This window comes from Shewanella surugensis (assembly GCF_023284005.1).
Lineage (GTDB): Bacteria > Pseudomonadota > Gammaproteobacteria > Enterobacterales > Shewanellaceae > Shewanella > Shewanella surugensis.
In genome coordinates this window covers 18093-37042 of the sequence record NZ_JAKIKS010000031.1, presented here as the reverse complement: position 1 = coordinate 37042, position 18950 = coordinate 18093, and the positions used below count along the sequence as shown (strand labels likewise).

The following is an 18950-nucleotide window of genomic DNA, read 5'->3' as shown; positions in this document are numbered from 1 at the left end:
AATGGATAACCATGAACAAGCAGCCATGTTGCTGCTCAGCATGGGAGAAAAAGGCGCATCTCAGGTTATGGCACATCTCGATAGAACCGATGTACAACACTTGAGTCATAAGATGGCGCGCCTATCAAGTATCACTCAGCAAGAGGCCGATGCTGTACTCGGACGTTTCTTCATGAAATACCAAGAACAGTCAGGTATTGCCAAGGCATCTCGTTCCTACTTACAAAAAACCTTAGATCTAGCTTTAGGCGACCGCGTCGCGAAAAGCCTTATAGACAGTATCTATGGTGATGAAATTAAAACCTTAGTGAAACGCTTAGAATGGGTCGACCCACAACTATTAGCGCGGGAAATAACCCATGAGCACAGCCAACTTCAAGCGGTTTTATTAGGCCTTTTACCGCCAGAAAGTGCCGCGCAAGTCTTACAAAGCCTGCCTTCTGAGGGCCATGATGAGGTCTTAATTCGTATCGCACAGTTAGGTGAATTAGACCGAGATGTGGTTGATGAATTACGTCAGCTTGTTGAGCGTTGCATGCTTATCGCCATGGAAAAAAGCCACACTCAAATAGCCGGTATTCGTCAAGTGGCTGATATTTTAAACCGCTTCGATGGCGATCGAGAGCAATTGATGGAGATGATTAAATTACATGATTCACAATTAGCAACCAATGTTGCCGATAACATGTTTGACTTCATCATCTTAGGTCGTCAAAAGCCTGAAACCTTACAAGAAATAATGGCGATTGTACCACCCGAGATGTTGGCACTCGCCCTTAAAGGTATTGAGCCATCATTGAAAAATACCTTACTCGATGCCTTACCAAAACGTATGTCATCGGCCATTGAAACCCAAATCGATGCCATTGGTGCCGTTCCATTAAGTCAAGCTATCTCCGCACGTAAAGAGATCATGGAACTCGCGAAACAAATGATGGATGACGGTGAAATAGAACTACAACTCTTCGAAGAACAGGTGGTCGAATAATGTCTGTAAAAACCAACAAACTCGACCCTCGCTGGCGCCTTAAAGGGGATCTTGCCCGTCGTCATCGATTTGCACCTTTGATCCAGCCCCATAATAGTGATGAAAATTCACCCGGGTGGGAAGACTACCAACAAGCGTTCGACAAGGGATATGACGAAGGTGTACAAAAGGGACATGAAGCTGGCTTTGGATCAGGCTCTGAAGAAGGTCGCGTTTCAGGCCATGCGATTGGATTTAACCAAGGCCGCATCGAAGGTCAACTGAAAGGTAAAGATAGCATTGACGATCAACTCAATAGCTTAATTGCCCCATTAGGTGCCTTAAAGTCCTTACTCGAAGAAGGTCATACACAACAGATTAATCAACAACAAAATTTAATTTTGGAGCTGGTTCGTCGAGTATCTCAACAAGTGATCCGCTGTGAGTTAACCTTACAGCCACAACAAATTTTATCTTTGATTGAAGAGACTCTGGCCGCACTGCCTGATCGTCAATCGGATGTCAAAATACACCTTGAGCCAAGTGCCGTTGAAAAGCTAAAAGAATTGGCTGCTGATAAAGTCAAAGACTGGGTGTTAATTGCCGATCCTGCCATCAGTGCCGGAGGCTGTCGTATTGTCAGCGATAAATCCGATGCCGATGCATCGATAGAAACCCGACTCAACGCTTGCATGACACAAGTTGAAGCTAAACTCCAACAAGTGGATTTACTCGCTGATACAAAAGAGGAAGCCAGTGAAGCCTGATCTTAATGCTCAAGATTGGCCGACGGTGCCAGTGGCACAAGTCTATGGCCGACTCACACGAGTCAATGGCTTACTGCTTGAGGCCATTGGTTGTCAACTTGGAACGGGTGATCGCTGTCACATTGAATGTCGAGACGGACAACTCATTGAAGCTGAGGTCGTTGGGTTTCATAAAGAGACCTTGTGTCTTATGCCAATCGAGCATACATCAGGCCTCATGCCTGGCGCCCGCGTCATTCCTTTAGCACAGCGCTGCCAAATCCCCGTAGGCAGCGGCCTTCTTGGCCGCGTGATCGACGGTTTAGGGCAACCTTTAGACGCACTGGGAACACTGGATAATGTCAGCTATATTCCGCTCCGTCATCAAATCAATAATCCCCTCCTGCGTAAACCTATCCGTGAACCATTAGATGTCGGCATTCGCGCCATCAATGCTCTACTTCCTATCGGACGAGGTCAAAGATTAGGATTATTTGCCGGATCAGGCGTAGGTAAGAGCGTACTGCTTGCCATGATGACCCGCTTTACCGAAGCCGATGTCATTGTGGTCGGTCTTATCGGTGAACGTGGCCGTGAAGTGCGAGAATTTATCGAAGAAGCCTTGGGTGAAGAAGGTCGAAAGCGGGCTGTCGTGATTGCCGCACCAGCCGATACCACCCCTTTGATGCGTCTACGAGCCATGCGCCTGAGTCATCACATCGCCACCGCCTTTCGCGATCAAGGTAAACAAGTGTTATTACTGGTTGATTCATTAACCCGTTACGCTCAGGCACAACGCGAAATCGCACTGAGTTTAGGGGAACCACCCGCCACCAAAGGTTATCCGCCTTCAGCCTTTGCGCAATTACCCAGCCTCGTTGAAATGGCCGGTAATGGTCAGCATCCCGATGGTACTTTAACCGCTTTTTATACGGTATTAACTGAAGGTGACGATCAACAAGATCCTGTCGCAGATTCGGCGCGAGCCATTTTGGATGGGCACATAGTTCTGAGCAGAGCTCTCGCCGAGAAAGGCCATTTCCCAGCTATCGATATTGGGGCCTCAGTGAGTCGATTAGCCACCCACATAGCCAGTAAAGAAACATTAGCCCAAGGTCAACGTTTTAGACATTTAAACAGTCGCTTCAATGAAGTTAAAGAGCTATTACCATTAGGCGGTTATCAAGCCGGACAAGATCCAGAAATGGATCTCGCAGTACAATCTGCGCCCAATATGGCCGCTTTTCTACGTCAAGACAGTGAACTTAAAGCCGATCGCACCCACAGTCTTGAACAGCTAAAACTATTAGCCGAAAGTCTAGGTTACCAAGCAGAAACATAAGCTTATGCTAATAGCGCTTGAACAAATAAATGTTCAAGCGTATTAAGAGCCTAGCAAGCGAACAACATGAGACTTAAGGAGTCGATAATGGAAGCCCTGTTCAGACCGCTACGCACATTGTGCGAACAAGAAGAAAAAAAGTTGAGTCAATTAGGGCAACAACGCAGCGAAACCCAGCAACGTATCGATCATATCCAACAACAAAAAGACATCATCGCCCAAATGCAAGTGCAGTACGGCCAATATCCCACTCAAACAGCCAATCCTTTACTACTGCAAAATACCGCGAACATGGCACAAATACTCGCGCCGATGCAAAAAAATCTCACTCGCCAGCAAATATTATTAACCCAAGAACATCAACGTATCAATGGCATGTGGCGCAAACAACTCGGTCGCCAGCAAGGGATAAAGTGGCTATACCAGAAAAAACAAACCGAACGCCAAACTTACCTCGATAAACAAGAACAAAAACAACTCGATGATTTAGCCGGACGTTATGCGGCTGCTTATTAAGAAAACGGTTAAACAATAAAAACGGCGCTATTATTAGCGCCGTTTTTCTATCTCTACATCATTAAAAAGGGGTAAAGAATCCCCTCCTCACCATTAGATTGGATCGACTAACTCCTCTTCATCAACCGCACTAACTTTTTGCTCTTCTGGCTTAATAGCAAACACAGGCAAGGACAATAAGGCTGACATGAAGCCTAAGGTAAACAGCGCGCTAAAAGTCATACCGCCAACAATCACGCCGGCAAGACCCCGATAAATTTCAGCGCCATCTCCTGGCGTTAACATAAGCGGTAACATACCAAAAATACTGGTGCCCGTACTCATGAAAATAGGCCGCATCCGCATACTAACCGCTCGGTAAATGGCTACTTGTTGCGTGGATCCTTCTTGCATTCCTGTTTTAAACTCACCGACTAATAAGATGGCGTTATTAATAACCAAGCCCATCAAAATAATAAAGCCTATCATGGTGATCACATCTAAGTCTTGCGGCATAAACAGATTCAGTACATTTAAACCTAACATGCCACCAGCAATCGCCAGCGGCATCGATGACATCACCGCAATGGCAAACAACCAAGAGCCCAGAGCAATGCGCATCAATAAAAATAACACCAATAATGATACTAAAAAGGTGAGTAGAAACTCCTTTAAAAAACTATCCAATTCACCCGCTTGACCTTGGTAAGCCACATATAATCCGTGAGGGCCTTGCTCTTTAATATACTCTGACACAATCACTTTCACTTGATCCACAAAAGGTCCCATAGGCTGACCGTTAGGCGGAACAACCCCCAGTGAAATCGTCATTTCATTATCAGCCCTAAAAATGGCGCTCGGCGCCAATACCATTTGAGTGTCAACCAAGTCTCTCAGTGGCAGTAAACCATGATTGGGGATCATCAATTCCGTTTCAAGTAACTGCTCAATATGCTCGACCTCTTGCCCTTTAAAGTAAAAAGGAAAGCTCTCATTACCCGCAGAAAAACGGCCTAAATACTCACCATCGGTTAATGCCACTAAGTAACGATTTAAATCTGCTCGTGACAAGCCTAAATACGCGAGTTTATCCGCTTTAGGCGTAAACTCTATCTGGGTGGCATTATTGCTCAGCGCCACCGTTTCCAGCACTTGACTGCCAGCAATACGTTCCTTGATGATATCTTTTAACGCTTGTCCGGCTTGTTGTAGCTCAGCTAAACTCAGCCCTTTTAAATCCACTCGACTGCGATCACCACCTTGTATCGCACCGCCAAGCAAATTACTTTGACGAATATAGAGATCCGTATCTGGCAAGTCATTTAAAATCCGTGTTTCCAACCACTGCTCAAACCTAGCATAATCCACTCCTTCGGACGGTCTCAAGTTTAAATAACAGTAACCAGGATTACAGCTCAAAATATATGTCGTCAATGCTGGTGCCTCAGGTTTTACCCTTTCCTTAGCAAAACGCGCTTCTATCACATACGCAACTTGCTCAACTGCCGCCTCTTGAGACAAAGGTTCTTTAAAATCAACATAAGCAATAACACTTTCAGATTTAGGATTGGGTAATAAATCAATGGCAGGCATCACCCACCAAGTCAGCATTAATGCCCCTACCACCCCCAAACCAACCCAAATATTGGCTTGTAAGCGCGAACGAGAGGGCGTGGTTAATCGCAAAGACCACTTTTTACGCGAGGATAGCGGCTTATCCGCATCATTCATATGAGAGTGACTAGATAATACTCGCCGCCCTAACGCGGGTAAGAGTAATAACGCAACCAGTATTGAAGCTATCAGGGCGCTGGAAATGGTATAGGCTAAATCTTCAAATAACTGGCTGGTACTCGATTGCATCAACACAATCGGCACAAAAATCACAATACTGGATAAGGTCGATGAGATCAGTGCCCCACGTACTTGCTTCACACCTTGGTATAAACTCTCCGTTAAATTTAAACCCTCCACACGCAGACGTTGGATATTTTCCATGACAATAATAGAGGCATCCAATAGCAAGCCGACTGATAATGCCATACCGGCAAGCGAGATCACATTTAAACTTCGCCCACCAAAATACATGCCTAAAATAACTAAAGACAAGCACACTGGAATGCTAACAAAAATCAAAAAAACCACTTTTAAATCGCGTATAAACACATATAAAAACAGGCACGCCAATAACACACCCAGCAAAATATTCGTATACACCAGACTCAGCGCATGCTTGATCGGCTTTGACGTATTGGCTCTAAAAGACAGTTTCATGCCTAACTCGGCTAATGCCCCTTGATTCAACTCCGTCATCACAGCGCTAAGCTCATCAGTAATATCTAGTGCGTTAGTCTTTTTATCTGGCTGAAAGCTGAAATACATCGCCGGATGACCTTCAAAACTTGAATAATCCCACTCGGTAACAAAACGTTTGTGAACTTTAGCCAGCTCCCCCAAACGAATAATACGCTCCCCAGAGACGGCCACAGGCAGTTGAGTTAATTCAGTCAAAGACATCTGGCCTTTAAAATGAAGATCATAAGCCTTAGAACCCAGTTTCATTTTATCACCGGAGCGATCAATCAAATCGTGCAGTTTTTCAGTCACATCATCAATGGACAATGAGAAACGCGTCAATGCTTTAGGATCAAACTCAATATCCATACGCTGAGCCAATGGGCTGTGACTTAAATTAATATTGGCAATGCCGGATACGTTACTTAATACGGATGCGATATGCGCGCGATAAGCCTGACGAAAATCATCAGGGGTTAACTCTTCTAATTCAGAATACAAATACATAGACGCAACCGTGCTACCCGCACCATTACTGTAATCAAATATCAAAGGCTTAGCGACCTGAGCTGGCCAATCAGGAATTTGATTAATCCGCGCCATCACATCCATATACGCTTTTTCCATATCCGTTTGAGACTGGAAAAATAATCGCATCCATGTCTCGCCATTGCTGATGAACGATTGGGAGTGTTTCAACTGGCCAATGCTGGCAAGCTGCCGTTCTAACGGAATAATCAATACTTGCTCGATTTCTGTCGCCGTTTTACCTTGCCAATTAATTAACATCGCAATTTCTTGCTGATCTAAATCGGGCAATAACGCATTGGGTAATTTCAGACTACTGATCACACCGAGCAACACTAATAACGCAGAAAAGGCGATAATAATGCCACTGTATTTGTCGACAAATCTCATAGTCGCACCTTAGCATTGTTCACGTTAGTGTCATTTTTGTTCGCCACTATCACCGCATCACTTTGCTTTAAGGATTTACCTCCACGAACAACCAACCACTGTCCCACTTTAATCGGTGATTGGATCACCGCATGCTGCCCCAACGTATCAACGATTTTAATCGGCACTTGTTTGACTTTATTATCTTCATCTACCTGCCAAACATAATATTCATTATCATTTAGATTCAATGCATCATAGGCAATCAGTGAGAGATCGTCAGCATGCATTTGCATCTTCACCGTAACCCGTTGACCAAGAAACAAAGCTGCACTCGCTCCCCCCTTGAAATTAAAATGCAAATTAAACGTTTGATCGGCTTCATTCACTTCAGATGCTAACCGATTGAGCTGAAGGGAGATCCCTTCTTCTAAGTAAAAGCTGGCCAAGCTAAGCTGTTCAACCTGCTGATATAAATCAAGAGACATTCGGCAAACCACTTCTTGATTATCCATTGGTAAGAACACCAACAAACTGTCACCCATTTCGACCCACTCACCAGGCTGCGCATTCAATTCAAACACTTTCCCATCCGCTGGCGCATAATGATCTAAGTGTGCAATTTGATGTTTAAGCGTTCTTTGCTCAGCTTGTAATGCTTGGTAGCCTTGTTTGCTGACTTGAGCATCGAGTTCGGCGCGACTCAAATCAGACACCGAAACCATATCTTGCTTATCGAGTGACTGGATACGTTGGTATTCTTGCGCAGAAAAACTTGCCTGCGCCTTTGCCGCAGCTAAGCGTGAGGTTAAACTCGCTAATGTTTGCACCAAATAGAAATCATTTTGCTTGGCGATTAAGTCGCCTTTTTTAACTTCAGTGTCAACAGGTAAGATCCAATCTAATTGCGCTTGCACATGACTCGATATGTGAGGCCGAAAGAGCACATCTCCACGGCAATACAAGGTTTTCTGTATACCACCATCCCACTGCTTTGTTTCAGTCACATGGACTAAAGGTTTATCATCAGCGAAGAGAGAAAATGCCGTCAATAGCGATAACGTCAGTAGGGATCGCGAAACCATTTTGATATAGCAATACATCTAAACATCCTTATTTAACTTATTATTTTCAAAAACATCAAAATGAAATTGAGAAGTCTTATAAACGAAAAAAACTCCATAGATTACAAAGCGAACGTTCATAGAGTAAACCATCAAATGTGCTAAAAAAAGAAAAAAATGAAAAAAATCAAACTTTTCAACAACCCATTAGAAACGAAATAAGAACATGAATATTAAACATAAAAATGCTTCTCTAAGATTACCCCATAAATACGAACACCTTCACACCTTATAAAAACAGACTTTATGCTAATTACTTTCCCCCTAAAATATTGCTAATTTTTTACTCTCACTTTCCAACTAAGCACTCACCATACACAATGAAAATTATTTTTATACTGTATTTTTTTATCTCTGCAAGTTATATCTGCCGCCGAGGAAAACTAAAACATAAATTCACTCGACAATTGACTGATCATTCGACTTTTATGGCATTCATCAATTTCCCTTTATATATTTTCTCTAAAATAAAGACAACGCCATATCTTGAAACACACTCAGTGGATAACCTTAATAAACTAAAAGATAACTGGGAGATCATTCGTCAAGAAGCACTAGCACTAGAACAGGATGGATTAATATCTACATCGGATAAATTAGATGATGCCGCATTTAATTCTTTCTTCAGAAAAGGTTGGAGTCGCTTCTACATTAGCTGGTACGGAGCAGAAATCCCTTCAGCAATGATCAGAAGTCCACAAACAACCCTATTAGTCCAATCAATACCCAATATTAAGGCTGCCATGTTTGCAAGATTAAAAGCCGGCAGTCGACTCGGTTTACACCGCGATCCTTATGCCGGATCCCTAAGGTATCACCTTGGACTCATTACTCCCAACGATGATAAATGCTATATCAATGTTGATGGTGAACCATACCATTGGCGTGATGGAGAAGATGTATTATTTGATGAAACTTACTTACATGAAGCCATCAATAATACCAACTGTGATCGGATTATTTTATTATGTGATATTGAGAGACCATTAAAATTTAGAGTGATAAGGTTATACAATAAATTCATCAGTTATGTTTTATTAAAATCGGCCGCCGCACCTAATGAAATAGGCGATAAAACCGGCGGAATAAACAAAGCTTTTAAATATATTTATCAAATCAGAATTGTTGGTAAAAAATTACGGAAATTCAACAAGCCATTGTATTACTTTATTAAGTACTGTATTTTTCTAGGCTTAATTACCTTGTTGTTTTTTTAATAAATTAGCACCAGGCTCAGACAAGCGATATAATAATAACGCCGCTTTTTGGGCATTTTTACTGAAACTACTCATATCCGCTATTTCATCAGAGGTGTGCCCTCCAGTGCCCATTAAACCTAATCCATCAAGAGACATATCCACATAGTTTGCCGCAAAAGAAATATCAGCCGCTCCCGCATTACGTGGATTAACAGCCACCACCTTTCCATAACCTAAATCTTCACTGATCTGATTATAGAGCGTCAATAACTGCCGATTACTATTCGTTGCCGCCATAGGGGGATAACCTTCATTAAAAATCAATGTCGCCGCAGTCATGGGTAAACTTTGAGAAACTATCTCTAACATTTTCTCTTTCGCTTTATTAAGCTGATGAGGCGATAGCGCACGAATATCCCCCATCACCACAGCCTCTTTAGACACCACATTGGTTTTACCTAAAGCTGAACCCTTTGTGCCATTGGTTTGATGTTCCACATCCGTCCCCGCGAGAATGAGTCCTGGGTTGAAGGTCAAATTATCCATTGAAGATAATGACTCGCGGAATTCATTTAAGATCCTCGCCATTTCATAAATCGCGCCATCGCCCACTTTTTCAGTAAATATTTGCGATGAATGAGCCGGCTGCCCAGTCACTTTAAGGGTCCAATCGACAGCGCCACGGCGCGCAATCACAGCTGTTTTTATATCACCGTCACCATCTTCAAACCCCAGAGCCACATCAGCCCACTTGGCAGCATCGATGATGGCTTTCTTGGATGCCGATAAGGGTAAACCACTTTTCTCTTCATCACCTGTCATGACAACTCTAAGGCTTATCCTGTCGAGGAATCCAGCTTGCTTTAATGCCTTAATCGCCGTCAGCATAATGACATCTCCGCCTTTCATATCACTCACTCCAGGACCCGCAGCATGGGTTTCATCGAGTTGTTGATAGGTTTGAAAGGCATCATCTTTAGCAAATACCGTATCTAAATGCCCAATGAGTAATATTTTCTTGCCTTGAGTACCGTAGGAGGCCACTAAACTGCCTGCACGATTGTAACTTGAGCCATCTTGCCACTGAGCATCAAAACCTAAATCTTCAAGCGCCTTCTTAAACACCATGCCGACTTGTTTAACACCTGAAAAATTCATGGTGCCACTATTAATATTGACGACTTTTTCAAGCTGTGAACGGGCTTCTGGCAACGCTTGATTGACCGCATCAACAATTTTAGATTCACTCTTCTTATCTTGATTGTTGTCTTTTAAAGGAGCAGGACTTGCTGAAACTGCAGCACTAAACAATACCAATAGGCATACACATAAAAAATAAGGGTGAAGGAATGAACGTCTCATCAAAGCCTCATACATCAATAAACTTCAGGGGTTATCGAGTATATCTAAATGCGAAATAAGCATTAAGTTTTGCAACCTTATTCATTAAAACAAATAAAAATGTTCACAAATAAAGAGGTATGATGATAAATATTTAAAATCAATCAGTTGAAGTTAATCAATACAAGATAATTCAATATTCAACATTCAAAGTTAGCACAAAAAAAAACAAAAATGAATGTGAATAACAACTAAATAAATGCAATATAGTTACATTTAATCGGCGGGAGGAAGAAGTGGTTCAAGGAATAAATAACAACATAAACTAAAGAGAGTCACTCAAATAACGGCATCAGTGTTAACTTACTCTCTTTAATTTACGCTATCATCATAGCGATTGAGACTGACTACCATAATCTAGAGTCTGCTCAACATTACGGCGTAGCAAATTATTAATAATAAATTGCTGATCGACAAGTAGCTTACCATTAACATCATTCGCATGCTGGCTTTCAGTGGCTAATGTCAGCAATTGCTGCCAAATCACATTCACTTGTTGTGATGACTGAGGCGGCAATTTAGCAATCAATTGCTCCATACCAGCAGAATTCCCCACTAAACCTAAGCGTTGCAGGGCAGCGCTGCGATGATCGGCACTTTGTTTCAAGCTCTCACACAATGCACTTTGATGTTCATTATGTAACTTAAGTGCGTCATTATTGCGTTGCTGCATCAACTGACGCTGACGTCGTAATAAACTTTTTAGTTGCTTATAACCTTCTATATCTTGGCGTACGCCTCTAACGAGGCTTTGTACTAGCTCACGTTTTTCTGACATAGTGTTATCCGTGTTGATTAAACATGGCTTCAGCCACTTTACCCAGATTTAAATCAAAAGTGCCGTCTTTAAGGGATTGACGAAGTTGATCGACTTTAGCTTGATCGACATCATCAATTTGCTGAAGTTGAGGTTGAGATCGCGCTAACAATTCCCAATCATCACTCACCGCTTTTGGGGTCGCGATCGGTTTCACTTGGCTCTGAGCGGGTTGCGGCTCTGCCTTCGTTGAAGTTTGACTCATGCTCGCGCCAACTTCAGCATTCAAAGCGCTATTAATTTTATTAATTTCCATTCCGTTCCCACCCATATATATTAATGCCGTTATACCCTAAATCACTTAGGTATACACAATAAAGCGACCTCAAATACAACCCGCTGAAATTCAATACGTGTAAAAATAAAACGCTATGAATTATTGAACAAAATAAGATATCAAACAAAATGTAACACAGATAATCCCAGATAAAGGCAAATACACGAAAAAGTCCGTGTAAATTCTTAAAAATGGGTTGTCACTTTACCTTTACTCGTTGGATAAGCGGTGATAATTTTACCTGAACTCAAGTTTTTCACTCGTATCGCTTCCCCTTCTCTACCCGACTCTAATGCTTCACCAAACATTTTGGCATAAAATCCTTGGCTTTTAGCCTCAATGATCACCTTATCACCTAGCTTGACTAACACTGGCGCACCTAAATACATAGCTTTGATAGGTTTATAGCGATGCAGCTTTCTCACCATTTGCCGACCGATGATATCTGATGCCTGTGTTAACACCTCTTTATCCGAGCCTTTTAATGCCAGTTTCATCCACGTTATATCCTGCCCTTTAACCTGCTCACCTCGCTTCATCGCACGCTTAAACACAGGTAAACGCGCGCTAACTTGCACTTTAGCCCTGACATATAAAGACCAACCAAGAGACGGGCAACTCAGCTTGCGTTGTACTTGACCAAAATCAATATCAGCAGAATTGATCGTTGGTGATTTTGGACATAAAGTGAGTTTTTCAGCGCCTGAAGGCACGCGCACAGTGATTTTTTTTGTTAAGTCTTTCACTCCCGCATGTTGTTGCCATTGCTTGAGTTCTTGGCTTAAAACTTGAGTCATCCGTGCTTCTAATTGCTGAACAGTAGCTGACTCCGCTTGCACCGGAAGCATTAGCAAGCCACTCGTTAACGTACAACCTGCCAACCATAAGCGCATCCACAACCCCATAAAGTCAGCCACTTTGAATAAAATATGCCATGCAATATACCCAAGCTAGCCTCAGATGCAAGTTTCTAAATTCATCCCAGCAAAAAGCGGAAACGAATAGGCAGTCTGTGAAAAAAAGAGGAAGTGAGCATTCCTACTCCTGACTGGTAATAATCATAAGCCACTAACAATAAAGAATTAAAATAGTTGGCATGTTAATTGAATACTAACGATTCATTCACGGAAACATACAGCATTAATTACTTTTATTACGAGGAGCCGATAATGGCCATTAATCTTGATGCAGCACTGGGTATTCATCCCCAGGCACTGGATTTTAGGGTAGAACGAAGCAAGGTACTAGCAGGAAACTTAGCCAATGCAGAAACCCCTGGTTATAAGGCGCGAGATCTTGATTTCGGTTCCGTAATGTCACAAGTCAATGCTGGTATGGTTCCGGATCGTGATTATGACATGGGTTATCGCATCCCTTATCAAACTTCAGCTGATCAAAACACCGTTGAACTTGGAAAAGAACAGGCCAGATTTTCTCAAAACGCCATGGATTATCAAACCAGCCTTACTTTTCTTAATATGAAAATCGCCGGACTCAAGTCCGCCATTGAAGGACAGTAGGAAGTCATATGTCATTTGGAGAAATCTATCAAATCGCGGGTGCCGGCATGAATGCGCAAAGTATTCGCCTAAACACCGTTGCCAGTAATCTTGCCAACGCAGGTGCTGCAGCAAAAAATCCCGATGATGCTTATAGAGCATTGAAACCTATTTTTTCGACTATTTATAACCAAGTCGACGGCCATGTTACTGGCGCTCAAGTTGAAGTGGCTGCCATTGTTGAAACCGATGCGCCTCTGGATATGCGCTATGAACCGGATCATCCTTTTGCGAATGAACAAGGCTATGTTGCCTATTCCAACGTCAATACCGTCGATGAAATGGCTGACATGATGGCCGCCAGCCGCGCCTTTGAAACCAGTGTAGAAGTCATGAATCGTGCTCGCTCAATGCAGCAAGGTCTATTACAACTAGGAGCAAAATAAGATGAATGTTAATGCGTTATCTAGCAGTTATAACACCCCTGAAGTCGCGACCAGTGCAAACAGTTCAAGTGCGCTAACCAACGAATTCATGACCCTGATGATTGCCCAAATTAAAAACCAAGACCCAACGAATCCCATCGATGGCACAGAATATGTGTCACAACTGGCACAGTTCTCACAAGTAGAAAGCATGGAAAAAATGCGCTCAGATCAAAACACCCAAATGGTGATGATTGAAAACATGGGCATAGTGCAATCCGCAAACCTCATTGGCAAAGATGCCATGGTCGCAGCCGATTCGCTAACAATTGAAGCTGATAGTGAGAGCATTGAAGGTAAAGTGTATTTAGAGAATGCCACCTCCGCTGTCAGCATCGATATTGTTGATGTCAACGGAGTCGTAGCCCACACCATTAACTTGGGCGCGCAAGGTAGTGGTGATGTCGCCTTTAATATCGATCCTCAAGTATTAGGATTACCCAAAGGTGAATACAAACTGCAAGCTAAAGCCACAACCGGTGATGAATCCACCAGCTTGAAAACCTTTGTACAAGCACCGATTGAAAAGATTCACTTTGCCAGTGCATCAGGCATGATGATGGCCGAACTCGGCTATGGACTAGGAACAGTCTCTGTTCTTGAAATATCTGAAGTTTCTTAATTGAGCTTCTTAAAAACAGCGTTTAATTAACTTCAATAAGATTTAATAAGGGTTCCATTCTATGTCTTACAACATCGCACTCAGTGGCCTACAAGCAACGACACAAGATTTAAACACTATCAGTAATAATATTTCCAATGCTTCAACCGTGGGTTTTAGAGGCGGACGCAGTGAATTTGCCGCCATCTATAACGGCGGTCAAGCCGGTGGTGTTAACGTGATGTCGACCACGCAAAACTTCTCTACTGGCGGCACGTTGAGTTACACAGGTCGTGAACTCGACTTAGGTATTCAAGGTGATGGTTTCTTCGTGCTCTCTGGTCAAGATGGCAGCACCTTATATGCCCGCGCCGGTATGTTTAATCAAGATGCCAATGGTTTTGTCGTCGATCCTGCCGGTAACCGCCTACAAGGTTACCCTGTTAATACGGCGAAACAGCTACAAAACGGTACCATCAGTGATCTGCAAATACAATCAGGCTCACTAGCTGCGAATCCAACCACCGCCGTTGGTATCGTCTCTAACTGGGATTCAACCGTCGACGCTATCGATCTCACTGTCACCCCATTCGATGCCGCAGACGCAACCACTTATCACTCAACAACCACCGTCACCGTCAACGACTCACTTGGCGCTGAGCACGCACTAACCGAATATCATATCAAAACCGCCGACAATGCTTGGACCGTTAATTACATGATGGATGGCGAGCTTGTCGACACCAATAATCTGACGTTCAACAATGATGGCACACTAAATACCGGTGCCGCTAAGACACTGAACATTACTAGCACCACTAATCCTGCCATTATTGCCGGTGTGGACGACCTAACGATTGCTTTAAGCTATACCAATACCACCCAATACGCTAAAGATTATAACAACTCAGGCCTTAGCCAGAATGGTTATACCTCAGGCGAACTAAACGGTATACGTCTCGACGAGAACGGTATGCTGTATGGCACTTACACCAATGGTCAAGAGCAACTTCAAGGCCAAGTAGTCTTAGCCGACTTTAACAATCCTAACGGACTGACTCCAGTCAGTAACAATGCTTGGACAGCAACAAACCAAGCTGGCCAAGCAGTGATGGGCTCACCGACAACCGGTACATTAGGCGGCATTAGTTCAGGTTACCTTGAAGGCTCCAATGTCGATACCACAGCCGAAATGGTTAGCCTGATGACAGCCCAGCGTAATTATCAATCCAACGCCAAAGTACTGGATGCTAATTCCACCATGCAACAAGCCCTATTGAACGCAATTTAATCTCTTTGTTTCAGGCTGCACTTTTAATGAGTTCAGCCTGTTAGATGCATTAAATACATTTATAGGTTTAAGGAATGAAGCATGGATAGAATGTTATACACAGCGGCCACAGGTGCGGCGCGAATAATGGAAGCCCAATCCATTCGCGCTAACAACTTAGCTAACGCTGATACCACAGGATTTAAAGCTGATTTAGAGCGCGTTAACGCGCAAGTCATTACGCCGACAGGCAACAGTTTAAGAACGCGAGTATTAGCGCAAACTGAAGATGCAGGTTTTAACAAACAAGCAGGCGCACTTAACCCGACAGGCCGCAAATTAGACTTAGCCATTCGCGATCATGGCATGTTCACTGTCATGACAGATGCTGGCGAAGCTTATACCCGTTCAGGTGCCATCGTTCCTGACGCAACAGGCCAACTCACTGTCGATGGCCGCGTGGTTCAAGGTCTAAATGGCCCTATTGTATTACCTGAATATCGCGATCTGTTTGTGGGTGATGATGGACGCATTAGCATTCTAGGCTCTGAGGGCGGCATTATTGAACAAATCGCGCAACTCAAAATGGTGAACCCTGAATTGGATACCATGAAAAAAGGACAAGACGGTCTTTTTTACAGCCGTGATGGCAATCCATTAAAAGCCGACGGCTCAGTGCTAGTCGACAGTGGTTTTCTTGAGGCCAGTAACGTCCAAGCCGTTTCTGAACTCATCGCCTCTATGGATCTCACTCGCCAATTTGAAATTCAAGTCAAATTGATGAAAAGCGCCGAAAAATTAGCCGAAGCAGGCAACCGCCTGATCCGAAACGCTTAAAGGATAAGAAAATGCAATCAGCATTATGGGTAAGTAAAACAGGCCTAACGGCTCAAGATGTGAAAATGACCACCATAGCCAACAACTTGGCTAACGTGAATACCACAGGTTTTAAACGTGACCGCGTCGCCTTTAACGATCTTTTCTATCAAGTACAGCGTCAACCCGGTGGGCAAGTTGATGAACTCAATCAGCTACCTTCAGGCCTACAACTGGGTACAGGTACGCGTGTTGTCGGTACCCAAAAAGTCTTCACTACCGGTGATATGCTCACCACTAATCAACAACTTGACTTAGCGATTGAAGGTCAAGGTTTCTTCCAGATTGAAGAAGCCAACGGTGATATTGGTTACACTCGTAATGGACAATTTTATCGTAGCAGCGAAGGCATCATCGTCACTTCTCAAGGCTTGCCTTTAGTGCCTAACATCGAAATACCTGAAGATGCACTCAACATTACCATCGCCTCAGACGGTACCGTATCAGCGCAAATCGCAGGTAATAGCGACTCACAAGAACTCGGGCAAATCACGCTCGTTAACTTCACTAACCCAACCGGTTTAGAAGCCCGTGGTGACAGCTTATACCGTGAAACATCGGCGTCTGGCGCAGCCATTGAAGGTATTGCAGGCGATCAAGCAATGGGTCAACTAAGACAAGGATCTTTAGAAGGCGCTAACGTGAATGTTGTGGAAGAAATGGTTGAAATGATCTCAACCCAAAGAGCCTATGAAATGAATGCGAAAGTCGTTTCAGCTTCAGACGACATGCTTAAATTTCTCAACCAGTCTCTTTAATCGAAACTGATGTTGTGCCACTTTACACCAATACGATAAGGGAAACAGATGCGTCATTTATGGATAGGAGTTCTGTTATTATTATCTGGTTGTGCAGCCCATTTTCCAGAGGCCGAGACTCAACCAGGCCAAGCGGAATGGGCACCACCAGAAATCGATTACAGCCTACCTGAGGCAAAAGATGGCAGCCTCTATCGTCAGGGTTATATGTTAACCCTGTTTAAAGATAAGCGCGCTTTTCGAGAAGGTGACATTCTCACCGTTGCTTTGGATGAAAAAACCTTTTCAAGCAAACGAGCCGATACTTCAACCAGCAAAGATCAACAAATGGGTTTCGGTTTAACCTCAGATATCGATGGCAATGGATATTCAGCCAGTGCCGACGGTTCTTTTGGTCGAGGGTTTGATGGCCGCGGCTCAAGTACTCAGCAGAATCAACTGTCTGGGTCCATTACTGTGACAGTCGCTAAGGTACTACCCAATGGTGCATTGCTTATTCGTGGTGAAAAGTGGTTAAGGCTCAATCAAGGTGATGAATTTTTGCGTTTGATTGGTCTTATTCGTATCGATGATATCGGTACCGACAACACGATCTCTTCTCAAAGAATTGCTGATGCTCGTATCATTTATGGCGGCAAAGGTGCCATTGCCGATAGTAATAATATGGGCTGGGCTGCCCGCTACTTCAATAGCCCTTGGTTCCCATTATGATGCGATATTTAATCCAGCTCCCAAGGCTCCTCACTTCAGCAAGGAAGGGGAAAATGAAAAAAATAACACTATTAACCAGTTTGTTTTTGATGCTTGCAACAGGCCCCTCTGTGGCCCAAGAATCCGCACAAACACGTTACTTAATGGATATCGTTGATGTACAAGGTATTCGAGGTAACCAACTTGTCGGTTACGGCTTAGTGGTCGGTTTGAACGGTACGGGCGATCGCACTCAGGTCAAATTTACCAGCCAATCTGTGGTCAACATGTTAAAGCAATTTGGCGTACAACTTGATGATAGAATAGACCCTAAGCTCAAGAATGTCGCGGCAGTCGCTGTCCATGCCACCGTCCCTGCACTCACCAGCCCTGGACAAACCATCGACATTACCGTTTCTTCGTTGGGTGATGCCAAAAGCTTACGTGGTGGTAGCTTATTGATGACCCCACTTAAAGGGGTTGACGGTGAAATTTATGCCGTAGGTCAAGGTAATCTCGTTGTCGGTGGCGTATCTGCCCAAGGGCGAAATGGCACCTCTATTTCCGTCAATATCACCACAGTCGGTAAAATCCCCAACGGGGCGATCCTAGAAGCGGAAATTCCCAGCAACTTTCACAATAAAGATCACATCATTCTAAACTTACGTGCCCCTAGCTTTAAAACCGCGCGTAATATTGAACGCGCCATTAACGATCTCTTCGGCCCCAATGTGGCCCAAGCTGACAGCAAAGGAAAAGTGCTCGTACGTGCACCAAAATCACATAGAGAACGCATCACCTTCATGTCAATGCTAGAGGAATTACAGATCCTTCAAGGACGTAAACCCCCTCGAGTGGTCTTCAATAGTCGTACAGGTACAGTGGTTATGGGTGGCGGCGTCGTCGTTCGTAAAGCGGCGGTGAGTCACGGTAACTTGACGGTCAGCATCATAGAAAAGCCGCAAGTCAGTCAACCTAACAGTGCTATTTATGGGGTTGCGCAAGGCCGTACGGTAGTGACTACCGATAGCCAAGTGAGTCTCGACACTGGCAGCGGCCACATGTTTGTCTGGGAAGAAGGTGTGGCATTAGAAGAAATTGTAAGAGCCATTAACAGCCTTGGCGCCTCACCCATGGACTTGATGTCTATTTTACAAGCGCTAGATGAAGCAGGCTCTTTAGAAGCCGAATTGGTTGTTATTTAACAGCGA

The 18950-nt window shown here is 43.7% G+C and carries 19 protein-coding genes; 13 read left to right on the top strand and 6 right to left on the bottom strand.

Features of this window, described 5'->3' with window-relative positions:
* Nucleotide 1 precedes the first annotated feature (1 nt).
* From L2764_RS10025 to L2764_RS10010, 4 genes are all read left to right on the top strand, one after another.
* Nucleotides 2-988, top strand: a complete 987-nt coding sequence (locus tag L2764_RS10025) for a flagellar motor switch protein FliG (RefSeq protein WP_248940091.1) — start codon at nucleotides 2-4, stop codon at nucleotides 986-988.
* Complete coding sequence (gene fliH, locus L2764_RS10020; RefSeq protein WP_248940075.1) at nucleotides 988-1734, top strand: flagellar assembly protein FliH; 747 nt, start codon at nucleotides 988-990, stop codon at nucleotides 1732-1734. The genes L2764_RS10025 and fliH overlap by 1 nt, the downstream gene beginning before the upstream one ends.
* A complete protein-coding gene (locus L2764_RS10015; protein WP_248940074.1) occupies nucleotides 1724-3055 on the top strand; it encodes a FliI/YscN family ATPase in 1332 nt (443 codons plus the stop codon). Before fliH ends, L2764_RS10015 begins: the two co-directional genes overlap by 11 nt.
* Before the next feature lie 87 nt (nucleotides 3056-3142).
* The gene (locus L2764_RS10010) at nucleotides 3143-3571 is read left to right on the top strand and encodes a flagellar FliJ family protein (RefSeq protein WP_248940073.1); all 429 of its coding nucleotides are present in this window, start codon (nucleotides 3143-3145) and stop codon (nucleotides 3569-3571) included.
* Between the two features lie 93 nt (nucleotides 3572-3664).
* Here the strand turns inward: L2764_RS10010 and L2764_RS10005 are convergent, their stop codons facing one another.
* Together L2764_RS10005 and L2764_RS10000 are read right to left on the bottom strand one after the other, a co-directional pair.
* Nucleotides 3665-6763, bottom strand: coding sequence for an efflux RND transporter permease subunit (locus L2764_RS10005; protein WP_248940072.1), 3099 nt, complete (start codon nucleotides 6761-6763; stop codon nucleotides 3665-3667).
* Nucleotides 6760-7845, bottom strand: a complete 1086-nt coding sequence (locus L2764_RS10000) for an efflux RND transporter periplasmic adaptor subunit (protein WP_248940071.1) — start codon at nucleotides 7843-7845, stop codon at nucleotides 6760-6762. The genes L2764_RS10005 and L2764_RS10000 overlap by 4 nt, the downstream gene beginning before the upstream one ends.
* A 341-nt stretch (nucleotides 7846-8186) precedes the next feature.
* Here L2764_RS10000 and L2764_RS09995 point away from each other — a divergent pair, with 341 nt between their 5' ends.
* Nucleotides 8187-9083 (top strand): aspartyl/asparaginyl beta-hydroxylase domain-containing protein, encoded by an 897-nt coding sequence (locus L2764_RS09995; protein ID WP_248940070.1) that lies wholly within the window; start codon nucleotides 8187-8189, stop codon nucleotides 9081-9083.
* Here L2764_RS09995 and L2764_RS09990 read toward each other — a convergent pair.
* The 4 genes from L2764_RS09990 to flgA all read right to left on the bottom strand — a co-directional run bounded on the left by L2764_RS09990 (nucleotide 9060) and on the right by flgA (nucleotide 12453).
* The gene (locus tag L2764_RS09990) at nucleotides 9060-10427 is read right to left on the bottom strand and encodes a M20/M25/M40 family metallo-hydrolase (protein WP_248940069.1); all 1368 of its coding nucleotides are present in this window, start codon (nucleotides 10425-10427) and stop codon (nucleotides 9060-9062) included. The genes L2764_RS09995 and L2764_RS09990 overlap by 24 nt on opposite strands.
* A 367-nt stretch (nucleotides 10428-10794) precedes the next feature.
* Entirely contained in the window at nucleotides 10795-11244 is a 450-nt protein-coding gene (gene flgN / locus L2764_RS09985; RefSeq protein WP_248940068.1) for a flagellar export chaperone FlgN, read from the bottom strand.
* Nucleotides 11245-11248: 4 nt separating this feature from the next.
* Nucleotides 11249-11539 carry a flagellar biosynthesis anti-sigma factor FlgM gene (flgM, locus tag L2764_RS09980; protein ID WP_248940067.1) on the bottom strand — a complete coding sequence of 97 codons (291 nt, stop codon included), beginning with the start codon at nucleotides 11537-11539 and terminating at the stop codon, nucleotides 11249-11251.
* A 206-nt stretch (nucleotides 11540-11745) separates the two neighbouring features.
* Complete coding sequence (gene flgA / locus L2764_RS09975) at nucleotides 11746-12453, bottom strand: flagellar basal body P-ring formation chaperone FlgA (protein WP_248940066.1); 708 nt, start codon at nucleotides 12451-12453, stop codon at nucleotides 11746-11748.
* A gap of 276 nt (nucleotides 12454-12729) precedes the next feature.
* Here flgA and flgB point away from each other — a divergent pair, with 276 nt between their 5' ends.
* The 8 genes from flgB (at nucleotide 12730) to L2764_RS09935 (ending at nucleotide 18944) form a co-directional block, all read left to right on the top strand.
* Nucleotides 12730-13080: a flagellar basal body rod protein FlgB gene (flgB, locus tag L2764_RS09970; RefSeq protein ID WP_248940065.1), complete on the top strand. Its 351-nt coding sequence runs from the start codon at nucleotides 12730-12732 to the stop codon at nucleotides 13078-13080.
* Between the two features lie 8 nt (nucleotides 13081-13088).
* Entirely contained in the window at nucleotides 13089-13505 is a 417-nt protein-coding gene (flgC, locus tag L2764_RS09965; protein ID WP_248940064.1) for a flagellar basal body rod protein FlgC, read from the top strand.
* Nucleotide 13506: 1 nt separating this feature from the next.
* Nucleotides 13507-14166 (top strand): flagellar hook capping FlgD N-terminal domain-containing protein, encoded by a 660-nt coding sequence (locus L2764_RS09960; RefSeq protein WP_248940063.1) that lies wholly within the window; start codon nucleotides 13507-13509, stop codon nucleotides 14164-14166.
* Nucleotides 14167-14227: 61 nt separating this feature from the next.
* Nucleotides 14228-15436, top strand: a complete 1209-nt coding sequence (gene flgE, locus L2764_RS09955) for a flagellar hook protein FlgE (RefSeq protein ID WP_248940062.1) — start codon at nucleotides 14228-14230, stop codon at nucleotides 15434-15436.
* 81 nt (nucleotides 15437-15517) lie between these two features.
* A complete protein-coding gene (flgF, locus tag L2764_RS09950; protein ID WP_248940061.1) occupies nucleotides 15518-16252 on the top strand; it encodes a flagellar basal-body rod protein FlgF in 735 nt (244 codons plus the stop codon).
* A gap of 11 nt (nucleotides 16253-16263) precedes the next feature.
* Nucleotides 16264-17049, top strand: a complete 786-nt coding sequence (gene flgG, locus L2764_RS09945; protein ID WP_248940060.1) for a flagellar basal-body rod protein FlgG — start codon at nucleotides 16264-16266, stop codon at nucleotides 17047-17049.
* Nucleotides 17050-17097: 48 nt separating this feature from the next.
* Entirely contained in the window at nucleotides 17098-17760 is a 663-nt protein-coding gene (gene flgH, locus L2764_RS09940) for a flagellar basal body L-ring protein FlgH (RefSeq protein ID WP_248940059.1), read from the top strand.
* Nucleotides 17761-17813: 53 nt separating this feature from the next.
* On the top strand, nucleotides 17814-18944 hold the full coding sequence (locus tag L2764_RS09935) for a flagellar basal body P-ring protein FlgI (RefSeq protein WP_376708400.1): 1131 nt from the start codon (nucleotides 17814-17816) through the stop codon (nucleotides 18942-18944).
* Nucleotides 18945-18950: the final 6 nt, after the last annotated feature.